At 60.2% G+C, this 14,881-nt stretch carries 17 protein-coding genes; 9 read left to right on the top strand and 8 right to left on the bottom strand.

The window, feature by feature from the left end; genetic code table 11:
- Positions 1-108 precede the first annotated feature (108 nt).
- The 4 genes from bufA2 to cfaB all read left to right on the top strand — a co-directional run bounded on the left by bufA2 (position 109) and on the right by cfaB (position 3,324).
- On the top strand, positions 109-360 hold the full coding sequence (bufA2, locus tag AC07S6_RS10175; protein ID WP_003195792.1) for a BufA2 family periplasmic bufferin-type metallophore: 252 nt from the start codon (positions 109-111) through the stop codon (positions 358-360).
- Between the two features lie 67 nt (positions 361-427).
- A complete protein-coding gene (gene bufB, locus AC07S6_RS10170; RefSeq protein WP_014720573.1) occupies positions 428-1,273 on the top strand; it encodes an MNIO family bufferin maturase in 846 nt (281 codons plus the stop codon).
- Positions 1,264-2,052, top strand: coding sequence for an HvfC/BufC family peptide modification chaperone (locus tag AC07S6_RS10165; protein ID WP_371359564.1), 789 nt, complete (start codon positions 1,264-1,266; stop codon positions 2,050-2,052). The genes bufB and AC07S6_RS10165 overlap by 10 nt, the downstream gene beginning before the upstream one ends.
- Positions 2,053-2,139: 87 nt before the next feature.
- Positions 2,140-3,324, top strand: a complete 1,185-nt coding sequence (gene cfaB, locus AC07S6_RS10160) for a C17 cyclopropane fatty acid synthase CfaB (protein ID WP_014720571.1) — start codon at positions 2,140-2,142, stop codon at positions 3,322-3,324.
- A gap of 134 nt (positions 3,325-3,458) precedes the next feature.
- Here cfaB and cls read toward each other — a convergent pair whose 3' ends face one another.
- Positions 3,459-4,898: a cardiolipin synthase gene (gene cls / locus AC07S6_RS10155; RefSeq protein WP_014720570.1), complete on the bottom strand. Its 1,440-nt coding sequence runs from the start codon at positions 4,896-4,898 to the stop codon at positions 3,459-3,461.
- A gap of 130 nt (positions 4,899-5,028) precedes the next feature.
- Between cls and AC07S6_RS10150 the strand changes: the two genes are divergently transcribed.
- The gene (locus AC07S6_RS10150; RefSeq protein WP_014720569.1) at positions 5,029-5,550 is read left to right on the top strand and encodes a DUF3617 domain-containing protein; all 522 of its coding nucleotides are present in this window, start codon (positions 5,029-5,031) and stop codon (positions 5,548-5,550) included.
- Here the strand turns inward: AC07S6_RS10150 and AC07S6_RS10145 are convergent.
- The 6 genes from AC07S6_RS10145 to folE2 are packed head-to-tail and all read right to left on the bottom strand — an operon-like array spanning position 5,547 to position 10,757.
- A complete protein-coding gene (locus AC07S6_RS10145) occupies positions 5,547-6,884 on the bottom strand; it encodes a dihydroorotase (protein WP_495112243.1) in 1,338 nt (445 codons plus the stop codon). The genes AC07S6_RS10150 and AC07S6_RS10145 overlap by 4 nt on opposite strands.
- Positions 6,885-6,887: 3 nt before the next feature.
- The gene (locus AC07S6_RS10140) at positions 6,888-7,448 is read right to left on the bottom strand and encodes a gamma carbonic anhydrase family protein (protein WP_495112242.1); all 561 of its coding nucleotides are present in this window, start codon (positions 7,446-7,448) and stop codon (positions 6,888-6,890) included.
- Positions 7,445-8,323, bottom strand: a complete 879-nt coding sequence (locus AC07S6_RS10135) for a metal ABC transporter substrate-binding protein (protein WP_495112241.1) — start codon at positions 8,321-8,323, stop codon at positions 7,445-7,447. Before AC07S6_RS10135 ends, AC07S6_RS10140 begins: the two co-directional genes overlap by 4 nt.
- Positions 8,324-8,334: 11 nt before the next feature.
- Positions 8,335-9,201 carry a metal ABC transporter permease gene (locus tag AC07S6_RS10130; protein WP_054916968.1) on the bottom strand — a complete coding sequence of 289 codons (867 nt, stop codon included), beginning with the start codon at positions 9,199-9,201 and terminating at the stop codon, positions 8,335-8,337.
- Positions 9,202-9,870 (bottom strand): metal ABC transporter ATP-binding protein, encoded by a 669-nt coding sequence (locus AC07S6_RS10125; RefSeq protein ID WP_495112240.1) that lies wholly within the window; start codon positions 9,868-9,870, stop codon positions 9,202-9,204. It abuts the gene before it with no gap.
- Positions 9,867-10,757, bottom strand: coding sequence for a GTP cyclohydrolase FolE2 (gene folE2 / locus AC07S6_RS10120; protein ID WP_495112239.1), 891 nt, complete (start codon positions 10,755-10,757; stop codon positions 9,867-9,869). Before folE2 ends, AC07S6_RS10125 begins: the two co-directional genes overlap by 4 nt.
- Positions 10,758-10,885: 128 nt before the next feature.
- Here folE2 and AC07S6_RS10115 point away from each other — a divergent pair, with 128 nt between their 5' ends.
- Positions 10,886-12,097, top strand: a complete 1,212-nt coding sequence (locus AC07S6_RS10115; protein WP_495112238.1) for an N-acetylmuramoyl-L-alanine amidase — start codon at positions 10,886-10,888, stop codon at positions 12,095-12,097.
- Here the strand turns inward: AC07S6_RS10115 and AC07S6_RS10110 are convergent.
- Positions 12,094-12,462 carry a glutamine synthetase gene (locus tag AC07S6_RS10110; protein ID WP_495112237.1) on the bottom strand — a complete coding sequence of 123 codons (369 nt, stop codon included), beginning with the start codon at positions 12,460-12,462 and terminating at the stop codon, positions 12,094-12,096. The genes AC07S6_RS10115 and AC07S6_RS10110 overlap by 4 nt on opposite strands.
- Before the next feature lie 125 nt (positions 12,463-12,587).
- Here AC07S6_RS10110 and dksA point away from each other — a divergent pair, with 125 nt between their 5' ends.
- From dksA to AC07S6_RS10095, 3 genes are read left to right on the top strand one after another with little or no spacing between them, the layout of a single operon-like run.
- A complete protein-coding gene (gene dksA / locus AC07S6_RS10105; protein WP_003195761.1) occupies positions 12,588-12,992 on the top strand; it encodes an RNA polymerase-binding protein DksA in 405 nt (134 codons plus the stop codon).
- Positions 12,993-13,019: 27 nt separating this feature from the next.
- Positions 13,020-14,225 (top strand): zinc metallochaperone GTPase ZigA, encoded by a 1,206-nt coding sequence (gene zigA / locus AC07S6_RS10100; protein WP_197880277.1) that lies wholly within the window; start codon positions 13,020-13,022, stop codon positions 14,223-14,225.
- Positions 14,225-14,869 carry a DUF1826 domain-containing protein gene (locus tag AC07S6_RS10095; RefSeq protein ID WP_490614459.1) on the top strand — a complete coding sequence of 215 codons (645 nt, stop codon included), beginning with the start codon at positions 14,225-14,227 and terminating at the stop codon, positions 14,867-14,869. Before zigA ends, AC07S6_RS10095 begins: the two co-directional genes overlap by 1 nt.
- Positions 14,870-14,881 lie beyond the last annotated feature (12 nt).

Below are 14,881 nucleotides of genomic sequence, written 5' to 3'. Positions count from 1 at the left end.
ATATTTGCTCACGGCTGTAACGCCGACAGGAGGCCTCACTCTAGTGCTGTGTCGAGACTGAACAATCCGTTCGGACCGGCTCCACTACTGATCATGAGGAATACAACAATGAGCATTAAATCCGCTGCTGCTGGTGCCGCCCTCGCAATGGCCGCTGCTTCTCTGTTCGCGGGTGTGGCCACCCAGGTACAAGCGGCAGACGCCACCGTTCACTGCTACGGCGTGACCTCCTGCAAAGGCATGAACGACTGCAAAACCAAGGACCACGCGTGCAAGGGCCAGGGCGAGTGTAAAGGGATGGGCTTCAAGGCCATGACCAAATCGGCCTGCGACGCCGCTGGCGGTAAAGTCGGCGAGTAACCGGCAAACAAGTGCAACCGCGGCGGCTGCCTGCTACCGCTGCGGACACTTTGCCCTGGAGTGAGTCATGTCCGCGTCCCTTCCAAGTCTGGGTTACGGCCTGGGTTTACGCAGTGAGTACTACCACCAGATCCTTGAACAGTCGCCGGCCGTGGATTGGTTCGAAGTGATCTCCGAGAATTATCTGGTGCAGGGCGGCAAGGCCTTGTACTACCTGGACGCGATAGCCGAACGTTACCCCTTGGTGATGCACGGTGTGTCGTTGTCCATCGGCGGGCCACATGCCCTCGATATGGATTACCTGAATCACATCAAACAGCTCGCAGAGCGCATTCAGCCGGCGTGGATTTCCGATCACCTGTGCTGGAGCCGTGGCAGCGCGCACCAGTTACATGACTTGCTGCCCCTGCCTTACACCGAAGAAAGCCTCTACCACGTGGCCGGCCGCGTGCGTCAGGTGCAGGACGTCTTGCAACGGCCGCTGGTGCTGGAAAATGTCTCAAGCTACGTCCGTTCCAAGGCGGATGAATTCACCGAGTGGGAGTTCCTCAACGCCTTGGCCCACCTGAGCGGCTGCCAATTGCTGCTGGACGTCAACAACGTCTACGTCAGCGCACGTAACCATGGTTTTGATGCCTGGACCTTCATTCGCAACCTGCCACCCGAAAGCATTCGCCAGCTGCATTTGGCAGGGCATATGGACTATGGCGACTATGTGGTCGATACCCACGACCATCCAGTGTGCGACCCGGTGTGGGCGCTGTATCAGCAGACTCTCGAACATCTGGGCCCCGTGTCGACGTTACTGGAACGCGATGACCATTTTCCACCCTTCGAAGAATTACTCACCGAGTTGAACAAAGCCCGTGAGTTGGGTGCCAGCGCCTTGGCCCGGAGAGCGTTATGCGCCTGATCGACTGGCAGTTGGCGTTTGAACAGCATCTATTATCCGAAGCGCCCCCGGCCAACAGTGGCTTTGCCGCCACCTTGCTGGGAGGGCCGACATTGGATGTGGACACCGGCCTGGCGATTTACCACAACGCTTACCTGTCGCGTCTGCAAGAGGTACTGCGCCATGATTTCGGTGCCATCTGGTATTGGCTGGGAGATGAGCAGTTTTGCTCACTGACCGAGGCCTACATTCGCCGTTATCCCTCGGCCCATTACAGCGTGCGCTGGTTGGGCGAGCGCTTTGCGATGTTTATCGTTGAGCATTTCATGGCTGCGCAAAGTGCGCCTTTGGCTGAGTTGGCACGCCTGGAGTGGGCGTTCACCTTGGCGTTTGACGCCGCCGAAGGGGGGCCGCTGACCTTGAATGACATGGCGCACCTGGCGCCTGAAGACTGGCCCACCTTGCAGGTTGCGCTGGCGCCTTCGGTACAGCAGTTGCTTTGCCGTTTCAACACGGTGGCGATCTGGCGAGCCAGCAAGGATGAGTCGGATTTCCCCGGCAGCCAGGCGCTGGAACCGGCGCAAATCTGCCTGGTGTGGCGCAACCAGAACCGCTGCCACTACCGCAGCCTGGAAGCCGCTGAAGCCTGTGCGCTGTCGGGTATGGTGACCATGGGCTGGAATTTTTCAGAACTGTGTATTGAGCTGGCGGTCACTTATTCAGAGGGGGCGTCGCTGCAAGCGGCCACTTGGCTGAAACAGTGGGTCCAGGAAGGTTTGCTCGAGCGCCGAGCGCCATAGAAGGGGAGCTATTCATTCGATAGCTTCCTACTTTGTTTGGCATGGTCTACCCTCACAGCAGACGTCTGAAACAAGGGGGGACTACTCATGCTCGCGCAACTTCCACCGGCCTTACAGAATCTTCAGCTACCGCTGCGTCTTCGACTCTGGGACGGCCATGAATTCAACTTGGGCCCTGAGCCCAGCGTCACCATCGTGGTCAAGGACCCCACGGTTGTATCCAGGCTGACCCATCCAACGCTCGACTCACTGGGCGAAGCCTTCGTCGAGGGTAAGCTGGAGCTGGAAGGCTCCATCACCGAAGTGATCAGGGTATGTGACGAGTTGAGTCACGCTTTGGTCGATGACGACGAGGAGAGTCGTCCGGTGCGCTCGATTCACGATAAGGCCACTGACGCCGCGGCCATTTCCTACCATTACGACCTGTCCAATGAGTTCTACCAGCTATGGCTGGACCAGGACATGGCCTACTCCTGCGGTTATTTCGAAACCGGCAGCGAGTCGATCGATCAGGCCCAACAAGACAAATTTCGCCACCTGTGCCGCAAGTTACGGCTGCAGCCGGGTGAGTATCTGCTCGATGTGGGCTGCGGCTGGGGCGGGCTGGCGCGCTATGCCGCGCGGGAGTTCGGGGTCAAGGTGTTCGGTATCACCTTGAGCAAGGAACAACTGGCGCTGGCCAAGGAGCGGGTGAAAGCCGAAGGCCTGGAAGACCAGGTCGACCTGCAATTACTCGACTACCGCGACCTGCCCCAGGACGGCCGTTTCGACAAAGTCGTAAGCGTGGGCATGTTCGAACACGTCGGCCACGCCAACCTGGCGCAATACTGCCGGACCCTGTTCGGCGCGGTGCGTGAAGGCGGCCTGGTGATGAACCATGGCATCACCGCCAAGCACACCGACGGCCGCCCCGTAGGCCGTGGCGCCGGCGAGTTTATCGAGCGCTACGTGTTCCCTAACGGCGAACTGCCGCACCTGGCCATGATGACCGCCGAGATCAGCGAAGCAGGGCTGGAAGTGGTCGATGTCGAAAGCCTGCGTATGCATTACGCCCGCACATTGGACCATTGGAGCGAACGCCTGGAAGACAACCTGGAAGCAGCGGCGAAGATGGTACCGGAACAGGCGCTACGCATCTGGCGGCTGTACTTGGCCGGTTGCGCTTATGCATTTGCCCGTGGCTGGATCAACCTGCACCAGATACTGGCAGTGAAACCCCATGCCGATGGCGGGCATGAACTGCCGTGGACGCGGGAAGACCTCTACCGCTGACCACCAGGCACTGAAGCTCAAAACTGTGGGAGCTGGCTTGCCTGCGATAGCGTTGTATCAGGACCGGATGAGTCGACTGAAACAACACCGCTATCGCAGGCAAGCCAGCTCCCACATTGATTTTGTGTTGGTGGTTAGAGGATGGGTGAGATCAGGCGCGCAATGCGCATCCCCAGTTGTTGCAGGCGACGGGTCTCGCGGCTTTCTTCCTGGCTGACTTCATGGGCCAGGGCAAAGTCGTCCAGCAGCATCTGCTCAACCTGGCTGGCGAAGGCTTCATCCACCGTCAGCAGCATCACTTCAAAATTCAGCCGGAACGAACGGTTGTCCATGTTGGCACTGCCAATTGCGCTGATTTCGCTGTCCACCAACACCACCTTTTGATGCAAAAAGCCCGGCGTGTAGCGAAACACCCGCACGCCCGCTCGCACCGCTTCGTTGGCGTACAGGCTGGATGCGGCATACACGATGCGGTGGTCGGGCCGTGACGGCAGCAGCAGGCGCACATCGACTCCGCGCAATACCGCCAGGCGCAGGGCGGCAAACACCGCCTCGTCGGGGATGAAATAGGGGCTGGTGATCCACACCCGCTTGGTCGCGGCATGGATGGCCTCGACGAAAAACAGCGAGCAGGTTTCATAAGGGTCCGCTGGCCCACTGGCAAGCAACTGGCAGAGCACGCCGTCTTCCGGGTAGGCGTCCGGCAGGATCAGCGGCGGCAGTTCCCGTGCGGCCCAGAACCAGTCCTCGGCAAACGACTCCTGCAGGCATGCCACCACTGGGCCTGCGACCTGCACATGGGTATCGCGCCATGGCGCCAGCGGCGGTTTTTTACCCAGGTATTCATCGCCTACGTTATGCCCGCCGACAAAACCGGTGATGCCGTCCACCACGACGATCTTGCGATGGTTACGGAAGTTGACCTGGAAGCGATTGAGCCAGCCACTGCGGGTGGCGAATGCCTTGACCTGCACGCCAGCGTCACGCAGCGCTTGCACATAACGATGGGGCAGGGCGTGACTGCCGATGCGGTCGTACAGCACATAAATGGCCACGCCCTGAGCGGCTTTTTCCCTCAACAGGGCCTGCAATTGACGGCCCAGTTCGTCATCGTGAATGATGAAAAACTGGAACAGCACGGCGGTCTTTGCGTTACGGATAGCCTCGAAGATCGCGCCGAACGTGGCATCGCCATTGATCAACAGGCGCACTTCGTTGTTGGCCAGGCACGGCATGCGGCCCAGCTTGGGCATGGCGCGCAAGGAGGCATAGGCGCTGGAATTGCGCGCCGCGAGCGCTTCCTCCACCCAGGGGCGCCAGTTCAATTCGGTGATGGCCGTATGCATTTCCTGGTTGGCCTGGCGACGGGCCTGGATGTACGCGTCGAAGGTGCTGCGGCCAAAAATCAGGTAGGGGATCAGCGTCAGGTAGGGCATGAACATCAGTGACAACGCCCAGGCAATCGAGCCTTGTGCGGTGCGCACGGTCAGTACTGCGTGGATCGCGGCGAGCGTTCCGAGAAAGTGCAGCGTGGCAATGACGTAGGCGAGCAGGTGCGGGCCAAAGAAATCCATGAACGACGTAACTCCAGGCAGTCCAGTGCGTAACAGACCATGAACGGCTGTGAATGTCGCTATTTTATTTGCCATGCAACACTGGCTGCTTTGCGACGTCTAACGCCCACAATTACCCAGGAGTTACCCGATGAATGCTCGTCTGCTTGGTTTGGCCATGGTTGTTGGTTTGTCGCTGCCTGTGGCGGCGCAGGCGCAGATGCTGGCGCCGGGGTTGTGGGAATTGACCACCAGCAATATGAAAGTCGATAACCAGGACCTGCCGGACTTGTCGCTGATCCTCGGTCAACTCAAGCAACAGATGACCCCTGAACAGCGCGCCATGCTCGAAAAGCAAGGCATCAACATGGCCGGTAAAGGCGTACAGGTGTGCCTGACCCCGGCTCAGGTGGCCTCCGATTCGATCCCCTTGACCGACCCTCAATCGGGCTGCAAACAGGAAGTCACCGACAAGAGCGGCAACCAGTGGAAGTTCCGCTTCAGTTGCCCGAAAGCCCAGGGCACTGGGGTGGCAACGTTTCAGAGCCAGAAAGAATTCACCACCAGCGTCAACGGTACCTTCAATGCCACCGGGATCCAGCAGAAGGGTAGCCTGGACAGCCACGCTCAGTGGCTGGGCAACGATTGCGGTTCGGTCAAACCCCGCGCTTAACGCCCAAACTGCAGGGGCAAGCCCTGGCAACTGTTGACCACTTGGCCGTTGTGCCAGGCCAGGTGGCCGCTGACCAGTGTGGTACTCACGCTGTGGCGAAAGCTGCGTTCTGCAAAGGGTGTCCAGCCGCAGCGGGCGAGAATAGGCTGGCTGTTGACCGGCTTGCCGGCAGGCTCCGGTTTGATCAGTACCAGGTCGGCCCAGTAGCCCTCGCGCACGTAGCCGCGATCAGCAATGGCAAACAGGTCGGCCACGCGGTGGCTGGTCTTGGCTACCAGAGTGGTCAGGGGCAAATGCCCGTCGGCCACCAACTCCAGTAACGCCGGCAGGGCATGCTGCACCAGGGGCATGCCCGAGGGCGCTTGCCGATAGCCCAACTGTTTTTGCGCCCAGGTATGCGGCGCATGGTCGGTGCCAATCACATCCAGACGATCACTCAATAATGCCAGGCGAAGCGCGTCGCGGTCGGTGCGGGTCTTGATCGCCGGGTTGCATTTGATCTGGTGGCCGAGGCGGTGGTAATCGCGATCATCGAACAGCAGGTGGTGCAGGCAGACTTCGGCGGTGATGTGCTTGTCGGCCAGGGGCTTGTCTTCGAACAACGCCAGTTCACGAGCGCTGGTCAGGTGCAACACATGCAGACGCGTGCCATGGCGTTTGGCCAATTCCACGGCAAACGATGACGAGCGATAACAGGCCTCGGCATCGCGGATCAGCGGGTGGGCGACGGCGGGAATATGCTCGCCGAAGCGTTCGCGCAGGCGCTGCTCGTTGGCCAGGATGCTGGGCGTGTGCTCGCAATGAGCGAGCAGAATGGTTGGTACCTCGGCAAACAGGCGCTCCAGAATGCGTGGGTCGTCCACCAGCATATTGCCGGTGGAGGCGCCCATGAACACCTTGACCCCCGCCACTTGACGGGGGTCTAGGGTGGCGACGATGTCGAGGTTGTCGTTGCTCACGCCGAAATGAAAGCCGTAGTTGGCCACTGAATGCAGTGCGGCACGACGCTTTTTATCGGCAAGGGCTTCCAGGTTCAGGGTGGCCGGTTGGGTGTTGGGCATGTCCATGAAGCTGGTGATACCACCGGCCACCGCCGCGCGGGATTCGCTGTAGAAGCTGCCTTTTTCCGGCGCACCGGGTTCGCGAAAGTGCACCTGGTCGTCGATCATCCCTGGCAGCAGCCACTGGCCGTTGGCATCGATTTCCACCGGTTCGTTATCGCCTTGAATGCTGGCGGCAATCTTCTCGATACGACCATTGGCGATCAGTACGTCGGCGTCGAATACCTGGCCCTCGTTGACCAGGCGGGCGTTGCGGATCAGCAGGCGGCTCATGGTTCAGAACTCGTTTTGCAGGGCTTTGTAGCCGCGCACCAGGTCGACGTTGGTGCGTGCCACGTCTTCGGAAAACTCCGAGGCGCTGACACTCACCGGCGGGAAGTGCGACAAGTCGGTGTTGGGGCCGATACGCATGGTGGAGGGCACGTAGAAAGCGGCGGGCAGGTCGCGGCCGTCGACAACCGAGTTGTGGCGCACCACGCACCCATCGCCCACGGCGCAATTGAACAGCACACTGTTGAAGCCAATAAACACGCGGTCGCCCACTGTGCAGGGGCCGTGGACGATGGAGCGGTGAGCGATGGAGGTGAATTCGCCGATGGTCACTGCTGCGCCGGATTTGGAGTGGATGACCACGCCGTCCTGGATGTTGGAGTTGGCGCCGATGGTGATCGGGTCCATGGCGCCGCTGGCATCCACTTCGTCGGCGCGGATCACGGCGTAAGGGCCGACGAACACGTTCTCGCCGATGATGACTTTGCCGCAGATGATCGCGGTCTTGTCGACGTAGGCCGATTCGGCAATCACCGGCAGGTCGCCGGAAGGATTTTTGCGGATCATGGCTGGCTCAGTGCGGCGCACAGGGTGTTGAGGTTGTATTCGAACAGCCCGATAAAGGTGCTGGCCGGGCCTTCTGCGGCGAGGGCGTCGGAGTACAGCGTGCCGCCGATCTGTGCGCCGCTTTCGTCAGCGATCTGCTTGAGCAGGCGCGAGTCCTTGATGTTTTCCATGAACACGGCTTTGACCTTGTCCTTGCGAATCTGGGTGATCAGTGCGGCAACTTCTGCGGCCGAAGGGTCACGTTCGGTGGACAAGCCCTGGGGTGCGAGGAACTGGATGCCATAGGCTTGGCCCAGGTAACCGAAAGCGTCGTGGGAAGTGACGATGCGGCGGTTACCCGTTGGCAGGGCGCCGAACTTGGCCTTGGCCTCGTCCAGCAGGCTATGGATTTGCTTGAGGTAGGCCTGGCTGTTGCTCAGGTAGGCGGTCTCGTTGGCAGGGTCGGCGGCTACCAGCGCTTTGGTGATATTGCTCACATAAATTTCGGCGTTGGCCAGGTTGTGCCAGGCGTGCGGGTCGGGAATGGTTTCGCCATCCTCGTCCATGGTGTGGGAAATCACGCCTTTGCTGGCGGTGACCACCGTTGCCTTGGTTTCGGTGCTGGTGACCAGGCGGTCCAGCCACGGCTCGAAACCGAGGCCGTTCTTGATGATGACCTTGGCCTTGAGCAGTGCCTTGGCGTCGTCCGGCGTGGGTTCATAGGTATGGGCGTCGGCGTCCGGGCCGACCATGTTGCTGATCTGGATATGCTCGCCACCGATCTGGTGGGTGATGTCATCGAGAATACTGAAGCTGGTGACCACTTGGAGTTTGTCGGCGGCGTGGGCCATCGAAAGCGGCAGCAGCAGACTGAACAGCACGAATAGAGCGCGCATCGGGAAACACCTCATTGGGATGTGAGCAAAGGCGGGCGGCGCAACAAGCCGTGCACCGGACCGAACACCACGGACAACAAATACCCAGCGCCTGCCACCAGCACGATCGCCGGGCCGCTGGGCAGTGAGTAGTAGAACGACAGCAGCAGGCCCAACCACACCGACAGGCAGCCCAGCAGCGCCGATACCGCAATCAGCACCGGCAGGCGTCGGCTCCAGAAGCGTGAGGCGATGGCCGGCAACATCATCAAGCCAACCACCATCAACGCGCCGATGGCCTGGAAACCGATCACCAGGTTCAGCACCACCAGGGTCAGGAACACGCCATGGGCGAGGGGGCCGAGGCGGCTGACGGTTTGCAGGAACAGCGGGTCGAGGGTGTCCAGCAGCAGCGGTTTGTAGATCAGCGCCATGGCGATCAGGCTGAAACCCGAGACCCATAGCATGCCGGTCAGTGTGGTTTGATCCACGGCCAGGGCGGAGCCGAACAGCAGGTGCAGCAGGTCCAGGCGCTTGCCGGCAAGGCCCAGGATCAGCACCCCGGCGGCCAAAGAGATGGGGTAGATGGCGGCGAGGCTGGCGTCTTCGCGCAGGCCGGTGCGGCGAGTGATCCACGCGGCCAGGCCGGCCATGCTCAGGCCCGCACCCAGGCCGCCGAGGGTCAGCGCGGGCAGGCTCAGCCCGGCGAACCAGAAACCCAGGGCGGCGCCGGGCAGGATGCCGTGGGCCACCGCATCACCGATCAGGCTCATGCGCCGCAGGATCAGAAACACTCCTAGCGGCGCGGTGCTGCAAGCCAGTACCAAACCGCCGATGAGTGCGCGGCGCATAAAGACGAACTCATGAAACGGCATCCATAAGTGGGCAGTGAAGTGCATTCAGGCCACCTGCATCTGCGGTTGCGGGCGGATCAGCTCTTTGCTGGGGCCGAATACGCAGCCGGTGTTTTTGATCTGCAGTACGTGCTGGGTGTGATGACGCACGGAGGCCAGGTCATGGCAGACGATCACCAGGGTGCGGCCTTCGTTGTGCCAAGCGTGGATGTGTTTCCAGCACAGCGCCTGACCGTCCTCATCGAGGGCTGCGTGAGGTTCGTCGAGCAGCAGGACGGATGCGTCGGCCAGGCTCATGCGTGCCAGCAGGGCGCGCTGCAATTCGCCTCCGGACAATGCCATCAATGGTCGGTGTTCCAAGCCAGTCAGGCACCAGTCTTCGAGTACCGCGTGCAGGCGTTGGCTGCGTTGTTGCGCGGTGTGTTGGGTGCCCCAGAAACCGGCAGCGACCAGCTCTTGCAGGCTGATGGGGAACTGGCGGTCCAAGTGTTGCTGCTGGGGCAAGAAGGCCAGGCCGCCACGGCGTGGAACATCCACAATGACCTTTCCCGTCAGCGGCTTTTGCAGGCCGGCGATGACTTTGAGCAGGCTGCTTTTGCCTGTGCCATTGGCGCCGATGATGCCGGTGAGGCTGCCCTTTTTCAGGGTCAAATCCAGTGCCGGGGTGAGCGGTTGCCCGGGGGCGCCCCAGCGCAAAGAGTTACAGGTGATCATGCAAAGTCTCTCGTCCAGCGGCTTTCAGCCACGGCATCGTGCGCGTGCAGGCTTTCGGCGTGGATCACTTTGAGGTGGAAGGCTTTGATGGCATCCGAGCGTTTCAAGGCGAGGTTCAGGCGGCGAGCGGCGTCTTCACAGAACATCAGGTTCTGCCCGTTGGCCAGGGCGAAGGCTTGTTCGTCTGCGCGTTTCACCGCGGTTTGTACGGCGGTACCGAGCGCGGCTTCGGCAGCGTTGATCAAGTCGATTATCGGCAGGTCAGTACCTTGCAACTGAACGTGCAACTGCGCGCTGCTGCGCTGGCTATGGGGTGTGGCGACGATGCCGTCGGCACTGCCGAGCCAGGCCAGCAGCGCTTCATGCTGTAAGGGCGTATTGGCGAAATCATCCACAAATTGCTGCTGAATCAACTGTCTGGCGAGGGCGGCGGAGCAAGGGCAAGTTGAGGAATAAGTAACGTCAATTTTTAGTTCCACGTGGAACATCTGGTTTTCCAGGCGCGCTTCGATGCTCACGGGGTAGGTTTTCCAGCCGGCTAATGGGCTGACCAGGGCAGGGCGTTTAAGCAGCAACTGGGTGTGGATGCGCAAGTAAGCGTTCTTAGATAAACCTTCATGTGTGTCGAGAAAACGCTGCAGTACATTACGCAGCAGTGCAGGTGTCAGCGGCTGTTGATCGAGCATTTCCAGAGCCAGGTACAGGCGTGACATATGAATGCCACGGGCCGTGCCGTCGTCCAGGCTTACGCCCGCATCAGCGGTGGCGGCCAGGCGTTGACCGTCAATCAGGATCGGCAAGGCGATGCCGCACATCCCCACCCAGTCGAGTGGCAAGGCTTGGCGTGAAGCCTGCGCGGCGATATCCGGCAGAGTCAGCGCGTTCATAAGCAGGTCCATCGTTGGAAATAATTCGACATGTTATAGTATAACAATAAGAGCTACGATGAATTTTCTGCTCCAGCCTTTGTTCAGTCATATCGAGTAGGGACGCTCCTTTATCTGCGGTATATGCCATGCACCGACGTCAGCTCCTCAACCTGCTGCTGGTCAGCCCCTTGTTCGCCTTGCCTTTGGGGGCTTACGCCACGCAGATTCGCAATGCACGCCTGTGGCGCTCGGAGGACAAGCTGCGCCTGGTGTTCGACCTCAGCGGCCCGGTGCAATACAAGACCTTTTCCCTGGCCTCACCGGACCGCTTGATCATCGACTTGAGTGGCGCCGGTCTCAGCGGCGACTTTTCCCAATTGGCGTTGAAGAACAGTGGGATTATCTCGATCCGTTCCGGGCATTTCGGCAAGAGCGATACGCGCATCGTGCTGGACCTGGTCGAGCCCATGCAGCTCAACAGCTTCGTGCTGCCGCCCCAGGATGGCCAAGGCCATCGCCTGGTGTTGGATTTGACCAACGCGACCCGTGCGCCCCGTCAAATCGCCGCTGAGCCGGCACCCTTGGTGACGCCGGTAGACAAGGCGCATCCCAAGCGCGACATCATCGTGGTGGTCGACCCTGGCCATGGCGGCAAAGACCCAGGTGCCATTGGCTCCAAGGGCCAGCGCGAAAAAGATGTGGTGCTGTCGATTGCCCAGTTGTTGGCTAAACGCTTGAAGCGCGAAAAGGGTTTTGACGTAAAACTGGTGCGCAACGACGACTTCTTCGTGCCGCTGCGCAAGCGCGTGGACATTGCCCGTCAGCACAAGGCCGATATGTTTATTTCGGTACATGCCGACGCCGCGCCACGGCTGACCGCGTCGGGCGCCTCGGTGTATGCGTTGTCGGAAGGGGGCGCCACTTCGGCTACGGCACGTTTCATGGCCCAGCGCGAAAATGGCGCCGACTTGCTGGGCGCCACCACCTTGCTCAATCTGAAGGACAAGGACCCGATGCTGGCCGGGGTCATTCTCGACATGTCGATGAATGCGACCATCGCCTCCAGCCTGCAACTGGGTGGCTCGGTATTGGGCAGCCTGCAAAACATCACCAGCCTGCATCAGAAACGTGTGGAGCAGGCGGGGTTCGCCGTGCTCAAGTCACCGGACGTGCCTTCAATCCTGGTGGAGACGGGTTTCATTTCCAACCCTCGGGATGCCCAGCGACTGGTGACGGCGCGCCATCAACAGGCGGTGGCGGATGGCCTTTTCGAAGGACTCAAGCGTTACTTCCAGAAGAACCCACCCATGAACAGCTACATGGCCTGGGTGCAGGCGCAGAAAAACAGCCAGGTCTAACAGCCGGTCATTCGGCTGCAAGTGAACTTGGCGCTGGCGCCCCCTGAGCTGGAAAACCGGTTGATGGTGGTCCAGCCCACGCGCCGCGTGTAGCCGACCCACGCCTCGCCATCCGATGCCAACCCGGTAAAAAACGTCAGTTGCCCATAACGGCTGTTGGTCTGCGCCCAATACCGTTTGCCGATCACTTCGAAACCGCGCAGATACGTAGTGCTGCCGACGATTGCCACGCTATAGGCGTTGCCCAACGGGTCTACACAAGCGAGCAGGTTTGCGCTGCGGGTGCAGTTGGCCAACAGGCTGGGTGCCTGGGCGCTGGCAGGCCCGGCGGCTGCCAATAGCAGGGCGCACAGCAGGTATCTCATCGGGTTTCTCAGCGTAAGAAGGTGACCCAGCATTGCGCCCTTCGTCGCGGCGAGCAAGAGGGATTGGCTTATTTGTATTGTTATACTATAACATAAATGCACAGCCCGACCCGCGAACCGCTTCCATGACCGAACACGATCTTTTGGCCCAACCAGCGGCCGACTACATGAATGAGGCTCAGCAGCGCTTCTTCCGCGAACTGCTGCTGGCTCAGCGCGATGACCTGCAAGCCCGTATCGACGCAGAGTTCCAGGCGCTGCGCGAGCAGGAAACCAACAGCGATCTGGCGGATATCGGCAGTGCCGAAGAGCAACGCCAATGGCAACTGCGCCTGCTGGAGCGTGAAAAGAAGCTATTGGACAAGATCGACGACGCCTTGGAGCTGCTGGCTCGTGGCGAATACGGCTGGTGCCGTGAAACCGGCGAACCCATCGGCCTGCAACGCCTGCTGCTGCGCCCCACCGCCACCTTGTGTATCGAAGCCAAAGAACGTGAAGAGCTGCGCGAACGCCATAAACGGGCAGTTTGACCGGCCAACCTTGATGAGGAATACCTGATGCCCAATCGTCTCCCTGTGACCGTGTTGTCCGGCTTTCTCGGCGCCGGTAAAAGCACGCTGCTCAACTATGTCCTGCGCAACCGCGAAAACCTGCGGGTGGCGGTGATCGTCAACGACATGAGCGAAATCAATATCGACGGCAGCGAGGTGCAGCGTGATGTCACGCTCAATCGTTCGGAAGAAAAACTGGTGGAGATGAGCAATGGCTGCATCTGCTGCACCTTGCGTGAAGACTTGCTTGAAGAGGTGGGAAAACTCGCCAAGGAAGGTCGTTTCGATTACCTGCTGATCGAGTCCACCGGTATTTCAGAACCTTTGCCCGTGGCCGAAACCTTCACTTTTCGCGATGAAAACGAGCAAAGCCTGGCCGACATTGCACGCCTGGACACGATGGTCACTGTGGTCGACGGTATGAATTTCCTGCTCGACTACCAGGCCGCCGAAAGCCTGGCTTCACGGGGCGAAACCCTCGGTGAGGAGGATGAACGTTCCATCACCGACCTGTTGATCGAACAGATCGAATTCGCCGACGTCATCCTGATCAGCAAGATCGACCTGATCAGCAGCCGTGAGCGCGAAGAACTGATGGCCATCCTCGAGCGCCTCAACGCCCAGGCGGAAATCATCCCGATGGTTATGGGCGAAGTGCCGCTGAACAAAATTCTCAACACTGGCCGTTTCGACTTCGAACGCGCCGCCCAGGCCCCGGGCTGGTTGCAGGAATTGCGCGGTGAGCATGTGCCGGAAACCGAAGAATACGGCATAGCGTCCACGGCTTACCGTGCGCGCCGGCCGTTCCATCCACAGCGGTTTTTCGACTTTATCGACCGCCCTTGGGTCAACGGCAAGCTGTTGCGCTCCAAGGGTTTCTTCTGGTTGGCCAGCAAACATCAGGATGCGGGCAGTTGGTCCCAGGCGGGCGGGTTGATGCGCCATGGGTTTGCCGGGCGTTGGTGGCGCTTTGTGCCGAAAAGCCAGTGGCCTCAGGACGAAGAAAGCGTGGCGGCGATCATGGCTAACTGGCAGTTGAGCACGGGTGACTGCCGTCAGGAACTGGTGTTTATCGGGCAAAACATCGACTTTGCCCAGATGCGTACCGAGTTGGACGCCTGCTTGCTCACCGATGAAGAAATGGCCCTGGGTGTCGAAGGTTGGCGCCAGCTACCCGACCCGTTTGGCCCTTGGTACGAGCAGGTCGCCTGATGCTGGCCCCGGTCATTCCCCTGCGCCCTGTCATCCGCCAAAGCTGTGGAGAAACGCCGCTGGCGCTGTCCGACATCCTCAATGATGGCGTCAACCTGGCGATCTGGCAGCGCCAATTGCCCCTGCATATCGCCGAGTTTGGCGCTTTGCTGGTGGCGCTCAATGAACCGTTGGCCGAGTCCTTGGTGGTCGAGTTGGTTAGCGAAGACTGCGTGCCGAACTTGCAAGGTTTGGCGTCCAGTTGTCGCGATCTTGAAGGCTACGATGGGTTTATCGCCGATGTGTCGTGGCTGGTCAGTGCATTCGCTTGCCTGCTGGGCGCCAAGCGCATCGGCGTGCGTTTACGGCTGTTGGACAAGGCCATGTGCCCGCGTTTTCACGTCGATCACGTGCCGGTTCGGCTGATCACCACCTACGCCGGTATCGGTAGCCAATGGTTGCGCGAAGGCGTTATGGACCGGCGCACATTGAGCCAGGCGGATGCCGAGCCCACTGAGCGCATCGAGCAGATTCATTGCGGTGAAGTGGCGCTGCTTAAAGGCACCAAATGGCACGGCAATGAAGGACATGGGCTGATCCACCGCTCGCCAGCGCTCAAGGCCGATGAGCGACGGTTGATCCTGACGCTGGATTGGCTGGCATAACCGCGTAGGATC

This window comes from Pseudomonas sp. GW821-FHT07B01 (genome assembly GCF_059419065.1).
The sequence above is the reverse complement of the archived record's forward strand: the minus strand, read 5'-3'. Positions and strand labels throughout refer to the sequence as shown.

What these genes read in the sequence shown, in the direction of transcription:
- AC07S6_RS10140 (WP_495112242.1), bottom strand. Translation starts at nt 7,448, where the DNA reads ATGATCCGCAAAAATCCTTCCGGCGACCTGCCGGTGATTGCCGAATCG.
- bufA2 (WP_003195792.1), top strand. Translation starts at nt 109, where the DNA reads ATGAGCATTAAATCCGCTGCTGCTGGTGCCGCCCTCGCAATGGCCGCT.
- AC07S6_RS10115 (WP_495112238.1), top strand. Translation starts at nt 10,886, where the DNA reads ATGCACCGACGTCAGCTCCTCAACCTGCTGCTGGTCAGCCCCTTGTTC.
- AC07S6_RS10165 (WP_371359564.1), top strand. Translation starts at nt 1,264, where the DNA reads ATGCGCCTGATCGACTGGCAGTTGGCGTTTGAACAGCATCTATTATCC.
- dksA (WP_003195761.1), top strand. Translation starts at nt 12,588, where the DNA reads ATGACCGAACACGATCTTTTGGCCCAACCAGCGGCCGACTACATGAAT.
- AC07S6_RS10110 (WP_495112237.1), bottom strand. Translation starts at nt 12,462, where the DNA reads ATGAGATACCTGCTGTGCGCCCTGCTATTGGCAGCCGCCGGGCCTGCC.
- AC07S6_RS10125 (WP_495112240.1), bottom strand. Translation starts at nt 9,870, where the DNA reads ATGATCACCTGTAACTCTTTGCGCTGGGGCGCCCCCGGGCAACCGCTC.
- zigA (WP_197880277.1), top strand. Translation starts at nt 13,020, where the DNA reads ATGCCCAATCGTCTCCCTGTGACCGTGTTGTCCGGCTTTCTCGGCGCC.
- AC07S6_RS10145 (WP_495112243.1), bottom strand. Translation starts at nt 6,884, where the DNA reads ATGAGCCGCCTGCTGATCCGCAACGCCCGCCTGGTCAACGAGGGCCAG.
- cls (WP_014720570.1), bottom strand. Translation starts at nt 4,898, where the DNA reads ATGGATTTCTTTGGCCCGCACCTGCTCGCCTACGTCATTGCCACGCTG.
- AC07S6_RS10130 (WP_054916968.1), bottom strand. Translation starts at nt 9,201, where the DNA reads ATGCACTTCACTGCCCACTTATGGATGCCGTTTCATGAGTTCGTCTTT.
- bufB (WP_014720573.1), top strand. Translation starts at nt 428, where the DNA reads ATGTCCGCGTCCCTTCCAAGTCTGGGTTACGGCCTGGGTTTACGCAGT.
- AC07S6_RS10150 (WP_014720569.1), top strand. Translation starts at nt 5,029, where the DNA reads ATGAATGCTCGTCTGCTTGGTTTGGCCATGGTTGTTGGTTTGTCGCTG.
- AC07S6_RS10095 (WP_490614459.1), top strand. Translation starts at nt 14,225, where the DNA reads ATGCTGGCCCCGGTCATTCCCCTGCGCCCTGTCATCCGCCAAAGCTGT.
- folE2 (WP_495112239.1), bottom strand. Translation starts at nt 10,757, where the DNA reads ATGAACGCGCTGACTCTGCCGGATATCGCCGCGCAGGCTTCACGCCAA.
- AC07S6_RS10135 (WP_495112241.1), bottom strand. Translation starts at nt 8,323, where the DNA reads ATGCGCGCTCTATTCGTGCTGTTCAGTCTGCTGCTGCCGCTTTCGATG.
- cfaB (WP_014720571.1), top strand. Translation starts at nt 2,140, where the DNA reads ATGCTCGCGCAACTTCCACCGGCCTTACAGAATCTTCAGCTACCGCTG.